Genomic DNA, 22,502 nt, shown 5'->3' with positions numbered 1-22,502 from the left:
GCAGCCTATGAGTAAATTGCAGCATCTAATGACATCTGGCTTTAAGCAGGATGGTATTGCGTGGCTGGAGACCCTAGTGGTCTCTGCTATTGCTCTTTATATCTGGTTGCAATCAGGAGTACCCACAGTGGCCGGAACTACCCAGTCATTTTTTTGGCCTTTGCTCGGACCTTTGTTGGTGGCATTGCGTTATGGCTTTGCCAAAGGTTTTTCCTGCGCGCTCATCATACTGGCAGGACTTGCAAGCATGATGAGTACCCAAGGAAATCTGGCCCTCTTTCCGCTCTCGATAGCGGTAGGAATACTACTAGTCGCCATGCTGGCTGGCGAGTTTCGGGATCACTGGCAGGCAATAAATAATAAGCGGTTTGTGGCTCACAGGGAGATGAGCCGCAAACTGGAAAGCTTTACCCAAAACTATCATTTGCTTAAGGTTTCTCATGATAAGTTGGAACAAAGAGCCGCCGGTCAGGCCGTCAGTCTGCGGGCTAGCATTAGCGCTTTGCATGATATAGCTACCTTACACAGCTCCAACCGCTTGGATAAACTCGGTCAGCCGATTTTACATCTGCTGGCAGAAATAGGGGGGTTAGAAATCGCCGGTGTCTACCAGATTGTAAATGGCCATATTGATGTTGAGCCTCGCGCTAGGCTTGGTGATGACCATAAGCTTGATCTTAATGACCCTATGTTGCAAGACATGCTAGAGCAGCGCACCTTACTGTCAGCCGCCAAAACGGAGGCACATCAGACCCATAAATCTCGCTATCAGCTTTGTATTCCGATGTTGGATACTCAGAATGTCTTACAGGCGGTAGTAGTGGTAGAAAACGCTAAATTTTTTCAACAAACACTCGCCAATCATGCCTTGCTCTCTTTAGTGGCCAGCCATGCGGCTAATTTACTTAGTGATACATTAGTTACGCCGTTGCTACAGCCAGAAGAAGGCGAGCTATTTCTGAAATATTTGGCTCAGGCCAAGCAAAGTAAACTTCAGTTTGGTGTTGACAGCCAGTTGGTGGTGTATACGGCCAGCAGTAATCATCAGAAGAAACGCTTGGATGCTATCGTCAATCACCGTCGTGGAGCCGATATTTACTGGGCCTGCCAATCCCCCACAGGAGAACCGTCGCTGTTTGTGCTGCTGCCTTTATCGTCGATAAACGACGCCCAGCAGTATATTCAACGTATTGAGCAACTATTTGGTATCAGTAACAGTTCTCCAGCTGCGGATATCGGTATTCAAGGCCCTTTCTCAATTAAGAATAATTTTGAGGAAATCAATAATCTAACCTATCAATATGGAGTCTTTGATGAAGGCCTTGCTATTCATTCAATCCATCATCATTGAAGGTTTTGCTATTTATCTGCTTAATAGCTCCCACCTAGGCCTATCGGACTGGCTTTTACTACTGATATGTCATGCAGTTGCTTGTGCCAGCTTTACCGGTTGGTGCTGGCTGATACTGCCTAAAAAATACTGTATCCCACTCTTTGGCTCCTTGTGTTTCTTGTTCTTATTCAGTCTATTATTGCCGGTAGTTGGAATCGTAGGCACTGCTTGCTCGATGTTATTGGCCTTATATTTTCCCAAGAAGCAGCACAGTAATCATTGGCAGTCGATAGAAGCCTTGTCGTTGCCGCAAAGTCCAACAGAAGAGACGGTCACTCATTCGCTATTCGGAGCAGGGGCGCTGCGGGATATACTGGTGCACAACGACTCGTCGGAACAACGAGCCTTGGCGGTGGCGGCCATTAGTCACCTTCCACGTCAACAGTCTGTGCCCTTACTCCAGCTGGCGCTGAAAGACGCGGCTGACTATACACGCTTATTGGCGTATGCAGCGTTAGAGGCCATTGAAAATCAAATTAATGAACAAATTGCCAATTACAAACAACGTTATCAACAGCAGCCGCTTCCTGATATTGCCTACAACATAGCCCAGCATTACTGGGAGCTGTGCTACCTCGGTATTGCAGAAGGTATCTTGAAGAAACATTATCTGAAGCAAGCCGAGCAGTATCTCAGGCTGTCGGTTGAGAAAAAAATCGGTGCCTCTAATAGTCTGTTGTTGGGGCGGGTATTGCTTGCACAGCAGCGTCCAGAGGAAGCCATGACTCATTTAAAGCATGCCAGTCAGCAGGGATTGCAGTTAGAGCTGGTTGTGCCCTATCTGGCAGAAGCGGCCTATCTAGTAAAAGATTACGACAAGACTCGCGAGTATCTTTCTCTCCTACCGGATAAAAATAGTAGCCAATTAAGCCAGCTTAAGGAGTATTGGCTATGACTAAAAAAGTAGATATTTGCCTACTATTAGAGGGAACTTATCCTTATGTGCGAGGCGGTGTCTCTAGCTGGCTGCATCAAATCATCAGTGGATTACCGCAGTATCACTTTCATCTCATTTTTCTCGGGGGCTCGCCAGAATTTTACGGTGAGCCAGTGTATGAACTGCCGGACAATGTGGTCGGCTTTGAAGCACATTACCTGTTACATACGCCCGACACACTGACTCCAGCTGCGCGCAAAGGTGACAGTGTCATGTTTGAAAAGTGGGGCCAGCTTGTCGCTTACTTAGAGCAACCAGAAGAACCAATACCTGATGAGCTACTGGATGCGGTTTTTTCAAAGCTTGGTAATAACAATGGTTTATCTCTTGCAGATTTTCTCTACAGCCGCTCGTCTTGGGAAGTGCTGAGCAAGCGCTATCGAGACATCTCTCCTCACAAGTCTTTCGTCGATTATTTCTGGACGTATCGTAATATTCATCAACCGCTTTTTACGCTGGCGCATATTGCTGAAAACCTGCCCGACGCTAAGGTTTTTCATAGTCTCTCTACTGGTTATGCTGGGTTTTTAGGGGCGCTATGCAAGCAGAAAACCAAACGGCCCTACATCATCACTGAGCACGGAATCTATACCAAAGAGCGAAAAATTGATTTATCTCAAGCGAGTTGGATCGAAGACCGCCACAGCTTGATCGATATAAGTATGCATAAAGAAATGGATCAGACGCGAAAGACTTGGGTTCGTTTTTTCGAGCAGCTGGGCCTTACCGCCTATCATAAAGCTGACAAGATAATCTCGTTGTTTGAAGGAAACCGGCAGCGTCAGCATGCCGACGGCGCACCTGAATACAAAACACAAGTTATCACCAACGGTATTGATGTTGCCCGCTTTGAAGAAGCGTATGCTCAACGGCCCGTCACACCTCCGTTAGTGGTGGGCTTGATTGGGCGAGTGGTGCCTATTAAAGATATTAAAACCTTTATCCGTGCTATTCGGGGGGCGGTCGAAGTAATGCCCACGTTACAAGGCTGGATTATCGGTCCCACGGAAGAGGACCCCACTTATGTACGGGAATGTGAACTGCTGATTGACAGTTTAGGGCTGACCGAGCATGTCAAACTGCTAGGAAACCAGAACGTGGCAGAGATGATGCCCAAGCTTGGGGTGGTGATGCTCACCTCAATTAGTGAGGCTCAACCTCTGGTACTGCTTGAGGCTATGGCTTCCGGCATTCCCTGTATCGCGACTGAGGTGGGTGCTTGTCATGAAATTATCCATGGCGCACCTGGTGAAGATGCCTGCATGGGAGCGGCGGGCAGCATTATTCAGATTGCCAGTCCGGTACAAGCGGCACACGCTATCATAGACACCTTAACCAATACCTCTCAATGGCACAAAACCGGCGATATAGGCAAACAGCGCGTCACTCGCTATTACAATGAAACTGATATGCATCACGTATATAGAACACTTTACCAGGAGGCTATTGATGGCGGGAATCGGCTTTGAACTTCGCAAAATACTGAAGAAGAATACGCTGCTTTCCGTATTGGAAGCCTATGGCTTGGCCGGTATTATTAGCTCGGGACCTTGGGTAATATCCATTCTAGCGTTGCTGACCATTGGCCTGCTGGGAATGGGCTCGATGTTTCCTAAGTATGCGATGGTACAGTTTCTGGTTATCGTTACTTATCTTATGGCCGGCTCACTCATTATCAGCGGCTTGTTTCAGCTGCTTCTTACGCGCTTCATTTCTGACCGGCTTTATGCAAATGAAGATGAGCGGGTGTTGCCAAACTTGCTTGGCTCTATGCTCATTACGAGTGCCATTGCCGGTATAATAGGTGCGGCCATTATGGTTAGTACCGATAGCATAACACCAGCGGTAAAAGTGACGATTTTTACTTGCTTGGTGCTGCTATGTAACCAGTGGCTGATCATTATATTTCTCAGTGGTATGAAAAAGTACTATCGGATCCTGATCACCATGGCGTTGAGTTATGGCTTGATGATATTACTAAGCCTGACCATCCCTGAGCTGAATCTGCTGGGTTTATTACTCATATTCTGTTTTTGCCAAGCCGTCTTGACCTTCTCTTTTCTGCTGTTTGTACTTCGGGATTTTCCGGCGCGACAATTGGTGTCATTTGAGTTTTTACACCGTGGAAAAGCTTTTTACTCTCTGATCGCATGCGGGTTGTTTTATAACCTTGGGGTGTGGCTGGATAAATTCGTGTTCTGGTTTCGAGAAGAAACTTCTCATCTGATCATTGCACCATTTCGTGCATCCTACATTTATGACTTGCCTATCTTCATTGCTTATCTGGCAATTATTCCGGGTATGGCGGTGTTTATGCTGAGGATGGAAACCAGTTTCGCCCATGCTTGCTTAAAGTTTTACGATGCGGTCAGACAAGGTGCAACTTTAACGACGATTAATCTACTCCGAGATAAAATGGTGCTGTCTTGCCAGCGTAGTATTTACGATATTTTTAAGGTGCAGGGCATGGCGTTGGCGCTGTTACTATTATGGGCTGAGGATATTCTTACCTTATTGAATATTGATCTCACCTATCTTCCTCTGTTCCATATTGTGCTGGTAGGTGTCAGCCTGCAGGTATTGGTAATGTCGATTTTGAACGTAATGTATTACCTGGATCGTCGTTACGCCGCCTTATTCTTGACCTTTTTTATGATGTGCAGCAACTTCACACTGGCATATTACAGTATCGATCTCGGACCCACCTTTTATGGGTATGGTTTCGCTATCACCATGTTACTCACCACTCTAATTGGTCTGGTGATGCTAAACAGGCAGTTTAACGATTTAGAGTACCGGACCTTTATGCTGCAGCGTTCCTAGTTAGTGGGGGGAGCAGGTTTGGTATCACTCCCCTCGAGCCAGCTGCAACTTCAATTCGGCGACGCCTTCTTCCAAATCTACCTTCACCTTAAAGCCTAATTTTCGGGCAAGATTGATCATGCCGCGGTTAGTGGGCATGGTCATGCCGCTTAGGCTGTGAATACCTTTAATGCGTGCATAGCGGATTATTTTTTCCATTAATAAGCGGCCTAAGCCCATGCCTTTGAGGTCTGAGCGCACTAGGATGGCAAATTCTGCATCTTCGTTGTCGGGATCTGATATGGCTCTTACTACCGCTAAGATCTTGCCATCACTATTGATGGCGACAAACGCCATCTCGCGGTCGTAATCAATCTGGGTCATGTGGGCGAGTTCTTCATGGCCGATCACCACATTGGCAAAGAAGCGTTTATAACGATCCTCATCGGATACGTTATTTACAAAGTCTCTATGGGCTGGCTCGTCTTCCGGTAATACGGCGCGTATTAAGATGTTGCTGCCATCTTTAAGTTTTGCCTGCTCTTCCCACTCAGTTGGATAAGGCCGAATGGCGAGTCGCGCTTGGCCCTCGCCCTCGAATGGCTCCAATTTTAGGCTTACATCCAGTGCGATCAGCTCTTTACCGGTCGCCAACAGCGGGTGGATATCTAAGTGGGTGATTTCTGGATGATTAATAATCAGATGTGAGACTTTAGTCAGCACCCGGCACACGGCTTCCATATCCAGCGATTGGTGAGAGCGGTTGGCTCTCAGCTTGCCGGTTTTTAGGGCATGAATAACCAAGTAGCGGGCCAGTGTCATGTTTAAGGGTAACAGCGATACTGCGGCTTGCTCTTCGCCGTCCCAATCAATGCCGCCATCGCCTAACAGTATAATGGGGCCAAATACTGGGTCTGAGCGCACCGCTATGTGCAGTTCTTGGGAGCCGGCGCGGCGTGCCATGCGCTGTACCATTAGGCCGGTAATGCGCGCGCCTGGGTAGGATTGGCTAACTCGGTCAAAAATAGCATCGGCAGATTGCGCCACTTCAGCCGCCGAGCGTAAATTAAGCACCACGCCCGATACGTCTGACTTATGCGCAATATCCGGCGAGCGCAGCTTAATAGCTACCGGATAGCCAATTTGTTCGGCAATGTGTGCCGCCTCTGTGCTATCCGTAGCAATCCAAGTGGGCAGTGTTTGAATGCCATAGGCGGCCATGAGTCGGCTGACTTCGTGGGTATCTAGCTGATAAATATGCTGGGCAAAGGCTTCTTGAATGACCGTTTTCACGGTTTCTTTATCGCTGGGCAGATCGGAAATAGACTCAGGCGTTTCCATTAATAATTTTTGGTTACGTCGATATTCTACCAAGTGCATAAAGGCGCCGGCCGCACTCTCTGGGGTGCGGTAAGTGGGAATGCCGGCTTCGGTAAAGCAGCGTCTAGCTTCAAAGGTGCTGGTCTCGCCAGACCAGTTGGTTAAGATATTAACGCGTCTGGCTCTGGGATGACTCTGTAATAGCTTAATGATTTCTTTGGCCACTAAGGTGCTAGAAACAGAAGCGGAAGGGGCATGCATGATGAGGATTGCATCGCAATCTTCGCTGTCGAGTAACACCTTTAAGCTGTCAAGATAACGGGCTACCGGAGCATCGCCGACGATATCGATAGGGTTGATATGGGACCAAGCGGCGGGCAGCACCTGATCTAACTGAGCTTGGGTTTGCTCACTTAAATTTGCCAGCTTACCGCCGCGCGCCACTAGGGTATCGATAGCCATAATGGCCGGTCCGCCGCCATTAGTAAGGATCACTAAGCGCTCGCCCCGTAGACTTTGCGCATGATTGAGCGTTTCTACGGCGGCAAATAAATCGTGAGTATCGCGCACCCGCAACATGCCGGCGCGCCTAATTGCCGCATCGTAGGCGGCGTCCATGCCCACATTGCCCCCGGAGTGTAAATAACCAAGCTGGGCGCCGAGTTGCGTCTTGCCGCTTTTGACCACTAATACGGCTTTATTACGCGATGCGGTTCTGGCCGCTGACATAAAAGCGCGGGCGTCTTGCACGGCATCCATATAGAGCAAGATAGAGCTGGTGTGGCGATCCCGAGCTAAATAATCCAATAGTTGGGCAAAATTGATATCACAGGCATCACCCAAAGAAATAAAGTGTGAAAACCCCACCTCGTTATGACGAGCCCAATCAAGTATCGTCGAGCACACGGCCGCCGATTGTGAGACGAAAGCAATGCGGCCGGCTTTGGCAGGAAAGGGGGCAAAGCTGGCGTTGAGGCCTAAATGGGGCAAGATAACCCCCATACTATTGGGTCCTAACAGACGCATCTTATGGAGGCGGGCGCTGTCTTTCATTTGCGTGAGTTGCTCGGGCGAGGTGCCGGCAGCAAGAATAATCACCGCTCGACAGCCTTTAAGGCCTAATTGCTCGATAATCGCGACGTTGTGGGCTGCGGGTGTACAGACAATTGCTAAGTCAGGGGTGCGCGGCAGGCTAGGAATATCAGGATATGCCATCACCCCAGCCACCGCTTCATACTTAGGGTTGACCGGCATAATGGGACCGCTGAAATTACCCGCTAGTAAATTTTTCATCACCAACTTGCCAGCACCATTATCTCGATGTGAAGCACCAATCACGGCTATGCTAGCGGGGCGAAACAGAGCATCGAGTCCTTGCTGCGGCATGGGGAGTTCCTTGTGGTATGGATAATATAAGTGAGGTAAGGCGGTTATCTACCTAGCGAGTATGACGATATAAATAACAACATAAATAACTATGTCATTACAGGCTGAGCTTAAGGTTTGTAGCATATTAACTGAGATTTGGCCTGTGCTTGCTGTTAAAGGCGTGAACTTGAGAGGTATAAGATGGATCCTTGGTTGCTCTTTATTCCCGCTTGCTTGGCGTTAAACTTAACACCGGGTCCAGATATATTCTTTGTGCTATCGCAAGCCTTTAGTGAGCGGCGCTATGCAGGCTTGTGGGCAGCACTTGGCTTAGGGTTATCTTATCTCGGGCACACCTTATTAGCCGTGGTAGGACTTTCGGCGCTGATCATGCAATCAGCCATTATCTTTAGCGTAATTAAATATCTTGGCGCAGCCTACTTGGTCTATTTGGGTTGGATGAGCTTGCGCACAGCTGCCACGTTTCATCTGCCGCAGGCACAAAGTAGCGGCAACCGGCGGCAAATTTTTTATCGCGGCTTAATGATCGGCTTGCTCAATCCTAAAGTGATACTGTTTTTTCTGGCCTTTCTGCCGCAGTTTATTCGTCCTGATTCGGGCTCCGTACCCATGCAATTACTGGCATTAGGCGGGGTGTTTACCTTGACCGCTACCCTGTGTAATGGCGCTTACGGTTTACTTGGGCAGCAATTAAAACGCGGCTTACAGGGTCAAAAACGTGCGTCTGTGATGATGAATCGACTGTCCGGTATTATTATGATGGCCTTAGGCATTCGGCTGATCATGCGCTAGCTATGCGGTAAGCTCTCGCTAAATATCGGTTTTATCAAGCAAGTCATAACAGCTGCGAGAATAAGCATTCGAGACCCGTGGCTGCATCGGGTAAAATGGCATAAACGCATCGCTTTCAAGGATTAACAATGCAATTTCCGACCATAGAGGACTTTGTTGGCAACACGCCGCTGGTACGCTTGCAGCGCATGGCCAGCCATACCAATAGCCAAGTGTTAGTGAAGCTGGAGGGCAATAACCCAGCAGGCTCGGTAAAAGACAGACCCGCATTGAATATGATCAGCCAAGCTGAAGCCCGCGGGGATATTAAACCCGGTGACACGCTGATTGAGTCCACCAGTGGCAATACCGGCATTGCGCTGGCTATGGCGGCGGCCATTAAGGGCTACCGCATGATCTTAATCATGCCTGACAACGCCACCGAAGAGCGCAAGGCGGCTATGTTGGCCTACGGTGCCGAGCTGATTTTGGTGAGTAAGCAAGCAGGCATGGAAGGTGCGCGCGACTTGGCCGATAAGATGGCCGCCGACGGCAAAGGCGTGATCTTAGATCAGTTTAATAATCCGGATAACCCGCAGGCGCACTTTTTAACAACGGGCCCAGAAATCTGGCAGCAAACGGCGGGCACGCTGACGCATTTTGTGTCCAGCATGGGCACCACTGGTACTATTATGGGTGTGTCTCAGTACTTAAAGCAGCAAAATTCAGACGTACAAATCGTCGGCTTACAGCCTTGCGAAGGCAGCAGTATTCCGGGTATCCGCCGTTGGCCCGAGGCGTATTTGCCGGGCATCTTTGAGCAAAGCCGTGTCGATCAGGTGTTAGATATTAGCGAAGATGAGGCAGTAGCCACCATGCTGCGCTTAGCGCGCGAAGAAGGTATCTTCTGCGGCGTTAGCTCCGGCGGTGCAGTTGCCGGCGCGCTAAAACTGGCTGAACAGCATGACAACGCCATTATCGTGGCCATCATCTGCGACCGCGGTGACCGCTATTTATCATCAGGGGTGTTTGGCAGTAGTGAAGGGTAAAGAGTAAAGGGGAGAGATAAGCAAAACAAATAATCTAGATCTATTTGGCAACGGAAGAACACGGAACGCACGGAAAAATTAACATGGGATAAAATCGACAAGTAACAAGAACCAAAAATATTTAACGGGTAAGGGCTCGCCCTTTGATGAACTTAAGGTTGGCTCTTACCATAAAAAATCACTTTCAGATTTGATCACTATTTTTCCGTGTTCTTCTGTGGATTCCGTTGCAGATAAGTCTTTAATCTCTGTTTATCTTACGGCTGAAAGCTGAGGTTCAAGCAGTAAGTGCCAAGCTGCTATCGGTCACTTGCTGCTCGCCCGCATAGAGGCGGCCGCCTTGGCTGCCCAGATATAAGGTTTGGCCGCGCTTCACGCCAATCAGGTGCTGATGAGGTAATTGCGCTTCCATCAGCTGGCCCGGCCAGTCTTTGGGCTCTAATTCGAGTTGCACTAAACTGCCGCGGGCATTCACGTCTGTGACTAATACCGGCAACGGATGTTGGGCGTTAACCTCAGTGCTTAGGCTAATTTCATGGGGCCGTAAATACCAGCTGGCTGAGCCTTGTTTATGGCTAGCAATTGGTAATTGCAGCGGATAATGGCCTACCTTAAAGCGGCTGCCATTGAGCTCGCCATCTATCTTGTTCACTTCACCTAAGAATTCCAGCACGAAGCGGCTGGCGGGTTCTTCCCAAATCGCATCGGGCGTGCCTATCTGTTCAACCTTGCCTTGGCTCATTACCACCACTTGGTCCGACACATCCATGGCTTCTTCTTGGTCGTGGGTTACGAATACGCTGGTGAAGTGCAGCTCGTCATGGAGTCGGCGCAACCAGCGGCGCAGCTCTTTACGTACCTGCGCGTCCAGCGCACCAAAGGGTTCATCAAGCAGTAACACCCGAGGCTCTACCGCCAGTGAACGCGCGAAGGCTACGCGCTGACGTTGGCCACCAGACAATTGAGCGGGAAAGCGCTGGGCCACCTGCGACAGCTGGATCATTTCTAACAGCTGATCCACTTTCTGTTTGATATCTTTTTTACTGGGGCGCTGGGCCTTGGGCAAGATGCTCAAACCAAAAGCGATGTTCTCGAATACCGTCATATGGCGAAACAGCGCGTAGTTTTGAAATACAAACCCCACTTGGCGGTCGCGGGCATGCAAGTCGGTCACATCATTGCCGTTAAAACTAATGCGCCCGCTGTTGGCGTGCTCCAAACCGGCAATAATACGCAGCAAGGTGGTCTTGCCGGAGCCGGAAGGGCCTAATAAGCCGACTAATTGGCCGCTCGGCAAATCCAGATTAATATCGTGCAGCACCTGAGTTTTGCCAAAGGATTTATTAATACCTTCAATATGAATGCTCATGCGGTGCTACTCCTGTGCTGCGGCGCTGTGTAAGCGCCACTCAAGATAAGATTTAATTAATAAGGTGAAGATTGCCATCAAGGTAAGCAGGGCGGCGGCAGTAAAAGCGCCGACTGCGTTGTAGTCTTGATGCAATAACTCCACGTGCAACGACAGGGTATTGGTTTCGCCACGAATACCGCCCGCCACTACTGATACGGCGCCAAACTCACCCACGGCGCGGGCATTGGTTAAAATCACCCCGTAAATCAGCGCCCAGCGAATATTTGGCAAGGTAATTTTGCGAAACAACTGCCAGCCACTGGCGCCGAGTAAGACGGCCGCTTCTTCCGAATCCGTGCCTTGGCTGCTCATTAAAGGCACCAGTTCGCGCACCATAAAAGGACAAGTTACAAATACCGTCACCATTACGATACCGGGCCAAGCAAACATCAGCTGCATATCGTAACCGTCGAACCAGCCGCCCACTGGGCCATTGACGCCATACATCAACAGATATAATAAACCCGCCACTACTGGCGATACCGCAAAGGGCACGTCCATTAAGGTGAGCAATAATTGGCGGCCGCGAAAGTTAAAGCGCGTCACCAACCAAGCCAGCAGAGTGCCAAACACTAAATTAATGGGCACTGTTAAGGCGGCGACCATCAGCGTTAAGCCAATGGCATGCAGCATGTCCGGTTCATTTAAGTTTTCAATGACGCCACCCACACCGGCGGCAAAAGCACCGGCGATAATGGCCAGCAGTGGTACCACCAATAAGAGAATGGTGAGCACAGTGCCGGTGCCAATCAAGAACCAACGGCCCCAAGGGCGGGTTGTGGCTAAAGTTAAGGATTGTTCCATTAGCTATTACCTCGTACGCGGCGCATAAAGCGACTTTGAATGCCGTTAATCAAGAACAGCAGTACGAACGAGGCCAGCAAGATCACGCTGGCGATAGCACTGGCACCCGCCAAATCAAATTCTTGGATCTTGATGAAAATCATCAAAGCAGTAATTTCGGTTTGCCAAGCCATGTTGCCGGCAATAAAAATCACGGCACCAAACTCACCCAAACTGCGGGTAAAAGACAGCGCGGTGCCGGTAATTAACGCCGGCTTTAACTCGGGCAATACTACTCGGCTAAAAGCCTGCCAAGGCGTCGCGCCTAAAGTGGCGGCGGCTTCTTCGTACTCTGGGCCTAAGTCTTCTAACACCGGCTGTACCGTGCGCACCACAAAGGGCACGCTGGTAAAAACCATGGCAATCACTATGCCCATCCAGGTGTAAGACACCTTAATGCCGAAATCCGCCAACCATTCGCCATACCAACCGTTAGTCGCAAACAACGAGGCCAAGGTGAGGCCAGCCACCGCGGTAGGCAGGGCGAAGGGCAGGTCCATTAGGCCGTCCAGCAAGGCACGGCCAGGAAAACGATAACGCGTTAAAATCCAGGCCATTAATAGGCCAAATACCATGTTAAACAAGCTGGCTGCAGCAGCGGCGCTGGCGGTGACCTTATAGGTGGCCACCACTCGGGGATCACTAATCACTTGCCAGTATTGCGACCAACCCATTTGGCTGGTGTTCATTACCAAGCCGGTAAGCGGTAACAAGATAATCAAACTGACAAACAGCATGCTAGTGCCCAGGCTTAAGGTAAAGCCGGGTAACACTCGCTTAGATGAGCCCAACAGCGCCGCCATGGCTTAGCGTCCCTTTGCCTGTAACTGGTCTAAGGTGCCGCCGTTAGCAAAGTGATCTTTCATGGCTTGTTCCCAGCTGCCAAATACGTCTTCTACTTTAAACAGCTCGGTTTCTGGGAACTTATCGGCCACTTCAGCGGCAACGGCTTTATCGTTTACGCGATAGTAGTGCTTAGCCAAAATGCGCTGGGCATCTGGGCTATACAAGAATTCTAAATAGGCCTTGGCTTCTTTCTCGGTCTTATTACGCTTTACGTTACGGTCAATCCAAGTGACAGGAAATTCAGCCAACACGTCTACCGACGGCACTATCACTTGATAACCGTCAGCGGCATACAAGTCGCGAATGTTGTTTACTTCCGATTCAAACGTGATCAGCACATCACCAATACCGCGGTCGATAAAAGTAGTGGTGGCACCACGGCCGCCAGTATCAAATACCGCAACTTGGTTAATCAGCTTGCCCATATGCTCACGAATTTTATCTTGGTCGCCATCAAACTGTTTCTCGGCGGCGCCCCAGGCGGCTAAGTAAGTGTAACGGCCGTTGCCTGAAGTTTTAGGATTCGGAAATACCAATTTAACGTCTTCGCGAGTTAAATCGCTCCAGTCTTTGATATTTTTTGGGTTATCTTTACGCACCAAAAACGCCATGGTCGATACATAAGGTGAGCTGTCGTTAGGCAGGCGGGCTTTCCAATCTTCTGGGATCAGTTTGCCTTTTTCATACAGCACATCCACGTCAGTTACCTGGTTGTAGGTGACTACGTCGGCGCGCAAGCCTTGTAAAATCGCCTGTGCTTGGCTGGAAGAACCGGCGTGAGTTTGCTTGATGGTCAGCTTCTCACCGGTTTCTTTTTCCCAGTGTGCAACGAAAGCCGGGTTAATTTCGGCGAATAATTCGCGAGCAATGTCGTAGCTACTGTTCAGTAGCTCTTTAGCCTGCACAGGAACAGCAGCGCTTAAGCCAGCCGTTAGTAGCAGGGTCGCAATCAGTGATTTACGCATGACACACTCCAGAAACATGAAAGATTGATATGCACCCATACTAATAGATCCAGAAGTGATTGATAAGCTGTTTCATATTCCTTTTGGTTATACATAAGCAGGGGCGAGTATAATGGACGAGGAGCGCAGCGCCCGGCGCCAAGCACCCAGCACCCAGCTAAAAGACAAACACTAAAGAATTTTTTGCCACGGAATACACGGAAGCCACGGAAAAATTAAACTGAGATAAGAGCGAAAAATTATTTTGTAAAGAGAACGCTAAGACTGCAGAAAGAGTGCTGTATCTGAAGGTTAACCGTTACCTGATTACGTATGATCCTCAGCCATAATGCACCCTGTTTCGGTTTGTTTTTCTCACTGCCCCGTTGGCTTCAAGACCAAGGGTCTAGCACTTGTAGCAGCCCGTCTCTTTAATAAAGAGGACTTCGGCTGGCCAGCTCCGCTGGCTGTTTGTGAGGTTTAAGAATAAAACCAAAACCGTGCCGAATAAATTGGCACCTACAAGAGATGAGACCGGCATGTCCCTGTAACTTATTGAATTCATTGATACTGAACTCACTGATATATGGCTGATCTTTGTGGGTAATCAGGAACCGTTAAGTCTTTTCCTCTTCATCATTTACAGCTTTATTGCTTTTCGTCCGTGTTTTTCCGTGTATTCCGTGGCTAAGATAGCTCTAGGTTTGAATGTTTGTAACTTATCTCGTCCGCTTCACTCTTTACGTCTCACCCCTCACAGACAAAAAAAAGCCTGCGGATGCAGGCCTTTTGGCAATCTTGCTATAACTATCAGCGATTTACTGCGCTTGTGGCGCCACCGGTGAAATAGGCTGAGCAGGCTTGGCTATCAAAGAGCGGGTGTCTTCGATGGCTTCGGTGATGATGATCTGCACCGTTTGGCCTAGCTCGTACAAGGTGGCCTTGTCTAAGTAGACGCGGCCATCGTCCCAGCTGCATTCTAAGCGATCGCGATTCGAACAGATCAGTGATGAAGGCATAAATACCCCAGCACCGTTCTCTTGCAGGCGTAATCTCACACCACCACGACCTACATCGACGATGTCTGCATCAAATACTTTACCTTCGGCCACAGCTGGCTTTAAGTAACGCACGTACAGCCAGTCGGCGATATCGCGCTCGGCACGGCGATGCATACGACGCTGATCCGACAAATGCGTTGCTAGCTCTTCGCTCGGGATGAAAGCCTCGTGGGCTTGTTCAGACAAAATCGCCTTAATTAAGCGATGGTTGACGATGTCGCCATATTTACGAATCGGCGAGGTCCAGGTAGCGTAAGCCGTTAAGCCTAAACCAAAGTGCGGGCCTGGTACTGGGCTCATGGCGGCAAACGACTGGTAACGACGAGTGCGGCTGTCCAGATAAGAGGTTTCGCGCGCATCTACCCAACGACGCAGGGCACAGAAACCTTCCAGCGTGCTGAGTGTTTCTGGCGCAAAGGGTGACTCGTGAGCGGCAAGCAGCTCCACTAAGCCTTCCATTTTCTCGCTATCAAAACCCAAGTGCACGTTAAAAATACCTGTACCTATGCGCTCGTTTAGCCAGTTACCACAGGCCAAGTTGGCGGCAATCATCGACTCTTCAACCATTTGGTTGGCGATACGACGATAATCTACCAAGATATCTGTCACGTTGCTGTCTGCATCGAGTGCGAAGCGAAAATCTGGGCGATCTTTAAAGATGATGGCGTGCTGGGTGCGCCAAGCGGCACGGGTCAGCGTGAACGCCTTCATTTGGCGTATTTGCTCGGCAATAATGTCATTAGCCGGCTGCCAATCACCAATTTCGTCAATCCAATTAGACACGTTGTCGTAGCTCAGGCGAGCATGAGAGCGCATAGTGGCGGCGAAAAATTCGGCTTTTTCGTCTACTTTACCGTCATTGTCGATAAACAAACGTGCGCAGATCACCGGGCGTTCAACGCCTTCTTGTAATGAGCACAGCTCATCAGACAAGGTACGCGGCAGCATAGGAATGTTGCGGCCAGGCATATAAGCGGTAAAGGCGCGTTCGGCGGCCACTTTGTCCATTACGCTGTTATGGGGCACATAGGCGGTAGGATCGGCGATGGCGACCAGTAGTTCCCAGCCATTATCGAGCTTAGTGATGCTCAAGGCATCATCCATATCCAACGTCGATTCGGCGTCGATAGTGAAGAAAGGCACATCGGTAAGATCGCGACGAGTCAGCGTATCGGGCACTTGCTGCCAATCTTTGTTGTCTTCTGGTGCGTATTTAGTCAATTTGTTGCGGGCCAATACTACCCACCACGGCGCGTTCGGGTCGTCAACGCCGGCGATCACTTCGATAACGTTGGCGAAAAAGCCATTGCCTTTGAGCGGGTGTGAGGTCAGTTCGCCTAATACCCAATCGCCTTCTTTTAAGCTTTTTTCGTTAATGCCTTTAACGGCACGGGCTTTAATGGCTTCGTTCATTAGCGGATGGTCGGGCACCAGATTTAAGCGATCGCGGAACCACTTAACGCGGGCGACAAAAGTAGTGACACCGGCTTCAATGAGGGTCTCTGGTTCAACCAGTTGCCGATCGTTTTCGGTACGCAAGATGGCGGTAATGTGATCGCCATGCATGACTTTTTTCATGTGTGGTGGTGGAATAAAGTAGCTTTCTTTCTCGCTGACTTCTAAAAAGCCAAAACCTTTAGAGGTACCTTTAACCATACCTTCTTTAACATCAAGGTCATCGCGCATTTGTTGCTTTAGCTGAGCTAATAGGGGGTTATTTTGAAACATATATAGAAACCTGTCGAAATATGCAGCTGACTATACGGATTTACCCCTCATATGCCAAGCAGTGCTTAAGCGTAAGGGCAGGGTTAGAGCGGCGTGAGTCCAGCGATAGCAGGCTGTCCTTGTTTATTAATACCAGAGTCCAGCAGGTAGCGGCAGCGACCTAATGCCAGCGCCGCACCCGGCAGCCAGTGATGAGATAAATGGGCTAATTGATGCTGACCTAGGCCACTTTGTAAGCTGTCGCCCAGCATAACTTCTAAACCTAAGTCGCGAGCTTGCGCGGCCAGCTGCTGATTGTGGGCAAGTCCGCCCAACTGCGCGGGCCTAATGATCATCGCCTGAGCGAACGCGAGCTCTGCATTGGCTAAGTTGGGAGCCGTTGCTGAGGTAAAATCGGAGTAGCGGGCGAGGTCGAGCGCCACTGGCATTGAGTATTGTTCGGCTAAGGCTTTCGCGGTTGGTAAGTCGGCGGCAGGATCCAGTAGCCAGTCGATACGGCTACCATCTATGCGCTGCCATAACCCTGCGATTTGTTCTTTATCTAAGCGTCCTGCGGCGTCCAGCACTAAGCGTACCGTGGGCGCTAACAGGCAAAGCTCGCGTACTAAACCGGCGTCGTATTGCACATCGCCGGTAAGGGTAAGCCAAGCACGCTTAGGGTGGACTCGTCGGCAACGCCAAGCGCGCACCAGCGGATCTCTGGGGCCTTCTAATAGCGGCACAGAGATGGGTGCCTGCTCAACAGTTAAAGGTGCCGAGCTGACCTTAGCCAGTGCGCAATCTAGGCCAAACTGTACCGCCGGCAATCTGGCCTCATGAGCCAACCCGTGGCGCAAACGATCAACGGCCGCCTGCAAGTCTTGCTCTAAGCTTACATCGCTGTCGGCTTGTCCATTAGATAAGTGATTAGGCAGAGGTGAAATTTCGCCCCAATGGCCCGCAATTTCCACATAAAAACCCTCACGCTGGGCGATGGTGGCGCCATTAATGGTGAGCGGCATGGTCAACGGCAATCGATAGCGATAGAGGTTAATGTGCATAGGTTCTCAGCTTCTTAGTGTTGGCGTTGTTATTAGCTTAATGCTTAGCAGTGCGTATTTACTTTCACATGAAAGTAACATGTGATCAGCAGGCTGGCCAGCCTGCGGCTTAAGCATCTGGATACGGGTCACAGTAAGCCGATAGCTATTTACCTATCATGACACTCCATATTGTTGATTAAGTAACGTGATGCCTTTCTCCGCTTGGCTATTAGCCATCAGACTTAAAACTTTACCGCTAGCGTTAGCCGCCATATTGCTCGGTGCCGGTAGCGCGGCGGGGGCGGGGCATTTTAATGGTGTGGTATTGTGGCTTTCGCTGATCACTGCCTTGTTGCTACAAGTGGTGTCGAATTTAGCTAATGACTATGGTGACGGTGTGCGTGGCACCGACTCCGATAATCGTTCAGGACCCGTGCGTGCATTGGCATCGGGGAGCATCTCGGCCCGACAATTACGGCTTGCGATCATTAAAGCGGCGTTATTGGCGATGGGGTCGGGGTTGCTGTTGCTGTGGAGTGCGTTGGGTACTGATTTGGCGGCTTGGCTGGGCTTTATGGTGTTGGGCGTTTTAGCGTTACTCGCCGCCTTGGGTTATACCTTGGGCCGCCGACCTTATGGTTATTTAGGCTTGGGCGACATCGCCGTGTTCATCTTTTTTGGTCCGGTCGCCGTGCTGGGGACGTATTATTTAATGCAGCCGCTCACCCGTACCGTCGAGCTTACGACAACGCCAATATGGGCGGCGCTAACTTCAGGCTTATTGTCGGTGGCGGTGCTGAATATTAATAATATCCGCGACCTAGACTCAGACTTAATCGCGGGGAAACGTACCTTGGCATTACGGCTAGGCCTAGTGCAGGCACGAGTTTATCAGCTGCTTATTTTGAGCGGAGCGTTATTAACCGGCGCGCAAATCATGACCGGAGTGGGCTTTTTAAGCTTGTTGGCGCTATGGCCATTGTGCAAAGCTTTGCGGCTGGTACTCACTCAACAAGGCAGTGTTTTAAATCAGGCATTAGCGCTCACTGCTCAAGGAACCTTGCTGTTTTGCAGCCTGTTAGCGCTGGGGTTGGCTTTTGGAGGGGCAAGTATCTAAATGGAACACCATTCTTTGTAGGGTCGAATTTATTCGACCAGAAATCACCGCGTACTTAAGATCGGTCGAATGAATTCGACCCTACAGTGTAAGGACGTACTGAGTTCACCTTCTCGCAGCTTTGCTTTTGTAATCGAGATCTGCTTTACTGACCACTATCTTGTCGGAGTGCTCTATATGGGCTGAGACCACAGTAAGTGGGATCCGTTGAACCTGATCAGGCTAATACCTGCGTAAGGGAAGCAAGTGAGAATTTGGCGTTTTACCTCCTCTGCTAAGTTCTTCATCAACACTCCTGACAAGCATTTTCACCCAACATGGATTTAAGTGAGATTGCTATGTCAACGAAAGCACCAAAACTAACGAACGTTTCAGATCAAAAGCCTAAGAAAATCAACCGTCGCGAAGTACGCAGCCAAGCCCAAGCGTTTATTGATAACCTCAAAGGCGAACATTTTCCTAATTCCAAGCGCATTTTTATCCAAGGCTCACGCCCAGATATACAAGTGGCGATGCGCGAAATTCACTTGGCCGACAGCTTTAAAGGCGGCAGTGAAGAAAACCCCATTCTTAAGCCTAATGCGCCTGTGCCTATCTATGACACCTCAGGCCCTTATGGCGACACAAGCGCCGAGTTGGATGTGCGCCAAGGGTTGCCCCAGCTGCGCCGCCAGTGGATTTTGGACCGTGAAGATACGGTTGAATTGGCACAAGTGAGCTCTGAGTTTACCCAAGAGCGCATGGCCGACGATGGCTACGATCACCTGCGCTTTGAGCAGATGCCCAAACCCCGCAAAGCCAAGTTAGGCCATTGCGTGACCCAAATGCATTATGCGCGCAAAGGCATTATCACGCCGGAAATGGAATATATCGCCATCCGTGAAAACATGGGTCGTGAGCGAGTGCGCGATGAAATGCTGCTGCAACAGCATAAGGGGGAAAGTTTTGGCGCCAACCTGCCGGAGAGTATTACTCCTGAGTTTGTGCGTAAAGAAGTAGCCGAAGGTCGCGCCATTATTCCGGCCAACATTAACCACGCCGAATCTGAGCCGATGATTATCGGTCGCAATTTCTTGGTTAAGATCAATGCCAACATCGGTAACTCGGCGGTAACTTCGTCGATTGAGGAAGAAGTAGAGAAGTTAGTGTGGGCCACTCGCTGGGGTGCCGATAATGTGATGGACCTGTCTACGGGCCGTAATATTCACGAGACTCGCGAGTGGATCTTGCGTAATAGCCCAGTACCCATAGGTACCGTCCCTATCTATCAGGCACTGGAAAAAGTGAACGGCGTGGCCGAAGATCTTAACTGGGAAGTGTTTCGCGATACCTTGATTGAACAAGCCGAGCAGGGCGTGGACTACTTCACCATTCATGCCGGCGTCTTGCTGCGCTATGTGCCGATGACCGCCAAGCGCGTGACCGGCATCGTCTCCCGCGGCGGCTCTATTATGGCTAAATGGTGTTTATCCCATCATAAAGAAAGCTTCTTATATGAGCGTTTTCGCGATATTTGTGAGATCTGTGCCGCCTATGATGTGTCATTGTCACTCGGCGATGGCATGCGCCCGGGCTCCATTGCCGATGCCAACGATGAAGCGCAGTTCGCCGAATTATATACCTTGGGCGAGCTGACTAAAATTGCCTGGGAATACGATGTACAGGTGATGATTGAAGGCCCAGGTCACGTGCCGATGCACATGATCAAACGCAACATGGAAGAGCAATTAGAGCATTGTCATGAAGCGCCATTTTATACCTTAGGCCCGCTGACCACAGATATTGCGCCTGGCTATGACCACATTACCTCTGGCATAGGTGCGGCTTTGATTGGTTGGTACGGTTGCGCTATGTTGTGTTACGTCACACCAAAAGAGCACTTAGGTCTGCCCAATAAAGAAGATGTGAAGCAGGGGTTAATCACTTATAAGATAGCCGCCCATGCGGCTGACTTGGCCAAAGGCCATCCGGGTGCACAAATTCGTGATAACGCCATGTCGAAGGCCCGTTTTGAATTCCGTTGGGAAGACCAGTTTAATTTGGCCCTAGACCCACAAACGGCCCGCGATTATCACGACGAAGCTTTACCCCAAGAATCCGGAAAAGTGGCGCACTTTTGCTCTATGTGCGGCCCTAAATTCTGCTCGATGAAAATTACCCAAGAAGTACGTGAATATGCGGCCGCACAAGAAGCCATCGCCATTCAGATGGTGGATATTAATGGCAACCACGAAACCGTGATTGCAGGCATGGCGCAGATGTCAGAAGAATTTAAAAAGCGCGGCGGTGAGCTGTATCACCAAGCGGACAAATTGGAGAAAGAATTGTTATGACAAGACCCATAGTCTGGACCATTGCCGGTTCTGATTCGGGCGGCGGCGCTGGAATTCAGGCTGACTTGCACACCATTCACACACTGGGCGGCCACGGCTGCTCGGTTATTTCCGCCATTACCGCGCAAAATTCCGTTGCCGTATCCATGGTTGAGCCTGTGCTAATGCAGGCTTTTACCAGCCAATTAGTGTCATTGGCCACGGATATGCAGGCTAAAGCCATCAAGATTGGTTTGTTGCCCGGTGGTTTGCGTGCCGAGGTGTTGGCTCGTTATCTGCGGGAATATCGTCGTCAATGGCAGCCTTACGTGGTGCTGGATCCGGTGGCGATTGCCAGTACTGGTCAAGCCATGGCGGAGGCCAGCTTATTGCCGGCCATCAAGCAGCACTTATTAGCAGAAGTGGACTTAATCACCCGAACGCCATCGAATTATCCGTATTGTCGGGCATTACGCCCGACTCTGCGGCGAACGTACGGGCTGGTGCTGCTGCGCTGCTAGAAATGGGCGCCCGTGCGGTATTGGTGAAAGGCGGTCATTTTGATTGGGCAGATAATCAAGCTATCGATTTTTATACCGACGGTGAGCGCGAAATTTGGTTGGCCAGCCCGAGAGTTGAGACCCTGCACGGTCACGGCACCGGTTGTACTTTGTCCTCCGCTATCGCCACCGCCATTGCGTTGGATTACCCAATAGAAGATGCGCTGGTATTAGCCAAAGCTTATGTAAACCAAGGCTTGAAAGGCGCCGAAGCAATCGGTGCCGGTGCCGGTCCGGTGGCGCATTTAGGTTGGCCGACGGATCTCAATGACTTCCCTACGGTAGTGATGCCAGGTTCAGCCTTGGCCGAGCAGTTAGGCATTAGCGGCCCGCACCCTAAGGGTAAGTTTGCTGCCATGGATACCCTGAAATTGGGGCTGTATCCGGTAGTAACCAGCATCACTTTGCTGGAGCAATTGTTGACTTGGGGTGTACGCACCTTACAGCTGCGCATCAAAGATAAAACCGACGACCAAGTAGAAGCCGATATTAAGGCCGCCGTTGAGCTGGGCCAGCGCTTTAACGCACGCCTATTTATTAACGACTACTGGCGCTTAGCTATTAAACATGGCGCTTATGGCGTGCATTTAGGCCAAGAAGACATCGAAATCGCCGATCTTGAAGCAATTCGTGCCGCCGGTATTAAGTTAGGTTTATCAACCCACGGTTATTACGAAATGCTGCGTGCCCGTGAGCTAAAGCCGTCTTACTTGGCATTGGGGCATATCTTCCCTACCAAGACCAAAGACATGCCCTCGCGGCCACAAGGCTTAGAGCGCTTACATCGTTATGTAGCACTAATGGAAAAAGAGTTTCCGTTAGTGGCGATTGGTGGCATTAGTCGTGATCGTGTGCCCTTAGTGGCCGAGACGGGCATTGGCAGCATAGCGCTGGTGACCGCCATTACCGAAGCCGATAATCCCGAAGCCGCGACCCGCGAGTTGCTAGCGTTGGTGGAGGGCTAATATGCTCAGCGACGACGAATTAACGGACGTTT

Annotated in this window: 15 protein-coding genes, 1 pseudogene and 1 riboswitch; of the genes and pseudogenes, 9 read left to right on the top strand and 7 right to left on the bottom strand. The window is 50.1% G+C overall.

What is annotated here, in order from left to right:
* Nucleotides 1–7: 7 nt before the first annotated feature.
* Genes CBP31_RS07060 through pelG form a run of 4 tightly spaced genes read left to right on the top strand, consistent with a single transcriptional unit; the run spans nucleotide 8 to nucleotide 5,153 of the window.
* A complete protein-coding gene (locus CBP31_RS07060; RefSeq protein WP_087035819.1) occupies nucleotides 8–1,351 on the top strand; it encodes a PelD GGDEF domain-containing protein in 1,344 nt (447 codons plus the stop codon).
* Nucleotides 1,314–2,288, top strand: a complete 975-nt coding sequence (locus tag CBP31_RS07055) for a tetratricopeptide repeat protein (RefSeq protein ID WP_087035817.1) — start codon at nucleotides 1,314–1,316, stop codon at nucleotides 2,286–2,288. Before CBP31_RS07060 ends, CBP31_RS07055 begins: the two co-directional genes overlap by 38 nt.
* On the top strand, nucleotides 2,285–3,799 hold the full coding sequence (gene pelF / locus CBP31_RS07050) for a GT4 family glycosyltransferase PelF (RefSeq protein ID WP_087035815.1): 1,515 nt from the start codon (nucleotides 2,285–2,287) through the stop codon (nucleotides 3,797–3,799). The genes CBP31_RS07055 and pelF overlap by 4 nt, the downstream gene beginning before the upstream one ends.
* Nucleotides 3,780–5,153 (top strand): exopolysaccharide Pel transporter PelG, encoded by a 1,374-nt coding sequence (gene pelG, locus CBP31_RS07045; RefSeq protein WP_087035813.1) that lies wholly within the window; start codon nucleotides 3,780–3,782, stop codon nucleotides 5,151–5,153. The genes pelF and pelG overlap by 20 nt, the downstream gene beginning before the upstream one ends.
* A 24-nt stretch (nucleotides 5,154–5,177) precedes the next feature.
* Here the strand turns inward: pelG and CBP31_RS07040 are convergent, their stop codons facing one another.
* Nucleotides 5,178–7,838 carry a bifunctional acetate--CoA ligase family protein/GNAT family N-acetyltransferase gene (locus tag CBP31_RS07040; protein ID WP_087035811.1) on the bottom strand — a complete coding sequence of 887 codons (2,661 nt, stop codon included), beginning with the start codon at nucleotides 7,836–7,838 and terminating at the stop codon, nucleotides 5,178–5,180.
* Nucleotides 7,839–8,021: 183 nt separating this feature from the next.
* Between CBP31_RS07040 and CBP31_RS07035 the strand changes: the two genes are divergently transcribed.
* Nucleotides 8,022–8,633, top strand: coding sequence for a LysE family translocator (locus CBP31_RS07035; RefSeq protein WP_087035808.1), 612 nt, complete (start codon nucleotides 8,022–8,024; stop codon nucleotides 8,631–8,633).
* A gap of 128 nt (nucleotides 8,634–8,761) precedes the next feature.
* On the top strand, nucleotides 8,762–9,661 hold the full coding sequence (cysM, locus tag CBP31_RS07030) for a cysteine synthase CysM (protein ID WP_087035806.1): 900 nt from the start codon (nucleotides 8,762–8,764) through the stop codon (nucleotides 9,659–9,661).
* A 277-nt stretch (nucleotides 9,662–9,938) separates the two neighbouring features.
* Here cysM and cysA read toward each other — a convergent pair whose 3' ends face one another.
* The 6 genes from cysA to CBP31_RS07000 all read right to left on the bottom strand — a co-directional run bounded on the left by cysA (nucleotide 9,939) and on the right by CBP31_RS07000 (nucleotide 17,534).
* Nucleotides 9,939–11,030, bottom strand: a complete 1,092-nt coding sequence (gene cysA, locus CBP31_RS07025; protein WP_087035804.1) for a sulfate/thiosulfate ABC transporter ATP-binding protein CysA — start codon at nucleotides 11,028–11,030, stop codon at nucleotides 9,939–9,941.
* 6 nt (nucleotides 11,031–11,036) lie between these two features.
* On the bottom strand, nucleotides 11,037–11,876 hold the full coding sequence (gene cysW / locus CBP31_RS07020) for a sulfate/thiosulfate ABC transporter permease CysW (protein WP_087035802.1): 840 nt from the start codon (nucleotides 11,874–11,876) through the stop codon (nucleotides 11,037–11,039).
* A complete protein-coding gene (gene cysT / locus CBP31_RS07015) occupies nucleotides 11,876–12,718 on the bottom strand; it encodes a sulfate/thiosulfate ABC transporter permease CysT (RefSeq protein WP_087035800.1) in 843 nt (280 codons plus the stop codon). Before cysT ends, cysW begins: the two co-directional genes overlap by 1 nt.
* Nucleotides 12,719–12,721: 3 nt before the next feature.
* On the bottom strand, nucleotides 12,722–13,726 hold the full coding sequence (cysP, locus tag CBP31_RS07010; protein ID WP_087035798.1) for a thiosulfate ABC transporter substrate-binding protein CysP: 1,005 nt from the start codon (nucleotides 13,724–13,726) through the stop codon (nucleotides 12,722–12,724).
* Between the two features lie 797 nt (nucleotides 13,727–14,523).
* Nucleotides 14,524–16,494 carry an exoribonuclease II gene (locus CBP31_RS07005; protein ID WP_087035795.1) on the bottom strand — a complete coding sequence of 657 codons (1,971 nt, stop codon included), beginning with the start codon at nucleotides 16,492–16,494 and terminating at the stop codon, nucleotides 14,524–14,526.
* Between the two features lie 83 nt (nucleotides 16,495–16,577).
* Entirely contained in the window at nucleotides 16,578–17,534 is a 957-nt protein-coding gene (locus CBP31_RS07000; RefSeq protein ID WP_087035793.1) for an enolase C-terminal domain-like protein, read from the bottom strand.
* 190 nt (nucleotides 17,535–17,724) lie between these two features.
* On the opposite strand from CBP31_RS07000, the gene menA reads away from it, so the two are divergent.
* From menA to thiE, 3 genes and pseudogenes are all read left to right on the top strand, one after another.
* Nucleotides 17,725–18,633 (top strand): 1,4-dihydroxy-2-naphthoate octaprenyltransferase, encoded by a 909-nt coding sequence (gene menA / locus CBP31_RS06995; protein WP_087035791.1) that lies wholly within the window; start codon nucleotides 17,725–17,727, stop codon nucleotides 18,631–18,633.
* Between the two features lie 154 nt (nucleotides 18,634–18,787).
* Nucleotides 18,788–18,892, top strand: a riboswitch (TPP riboswitch).
* 79 nt (nucleotides 18,893–18,971) lie between these two features.
* Entirely contained in the window at nucleotides 18,972–20,966 is a 1,995-nt protein-coding gene (gene thiC / locus CBP31_RS06990; protein ID WP_087035789.1) for a phosphomethylpyrimidine synthase ThiC, read from the top strand.
* A pseudogene (gene thiE, locus CBP31_RS06985) lies at nucleotides 20,963–22,470 on the top strand (thiamine phosphate synthase). The gene thiC and the pseudogene thiE overlap by 4 nt, the downstream one beginning before the upstream one ends.
* Nucleotides 22,471–22,502 lie beyond the last annotated feature (32 nt).

Origin of the sequence: Oceanisphaera profunda (genome assembly GCF_002157895.1) — a bacterium.
In the GTDB taxonomy this organism is placed as follows: Bacteria; Pseudomonadota; Gammaproteobacteria; order Enterobacterales; family Aeromonadaceae; genus Oceanimonas; species Oceanimonas profunda.
The sequence above is the reverse complement of the archived record's forward strand: the minus strand, read 5'-3'. Positions and strand labels throughout refer to the sequence as shown.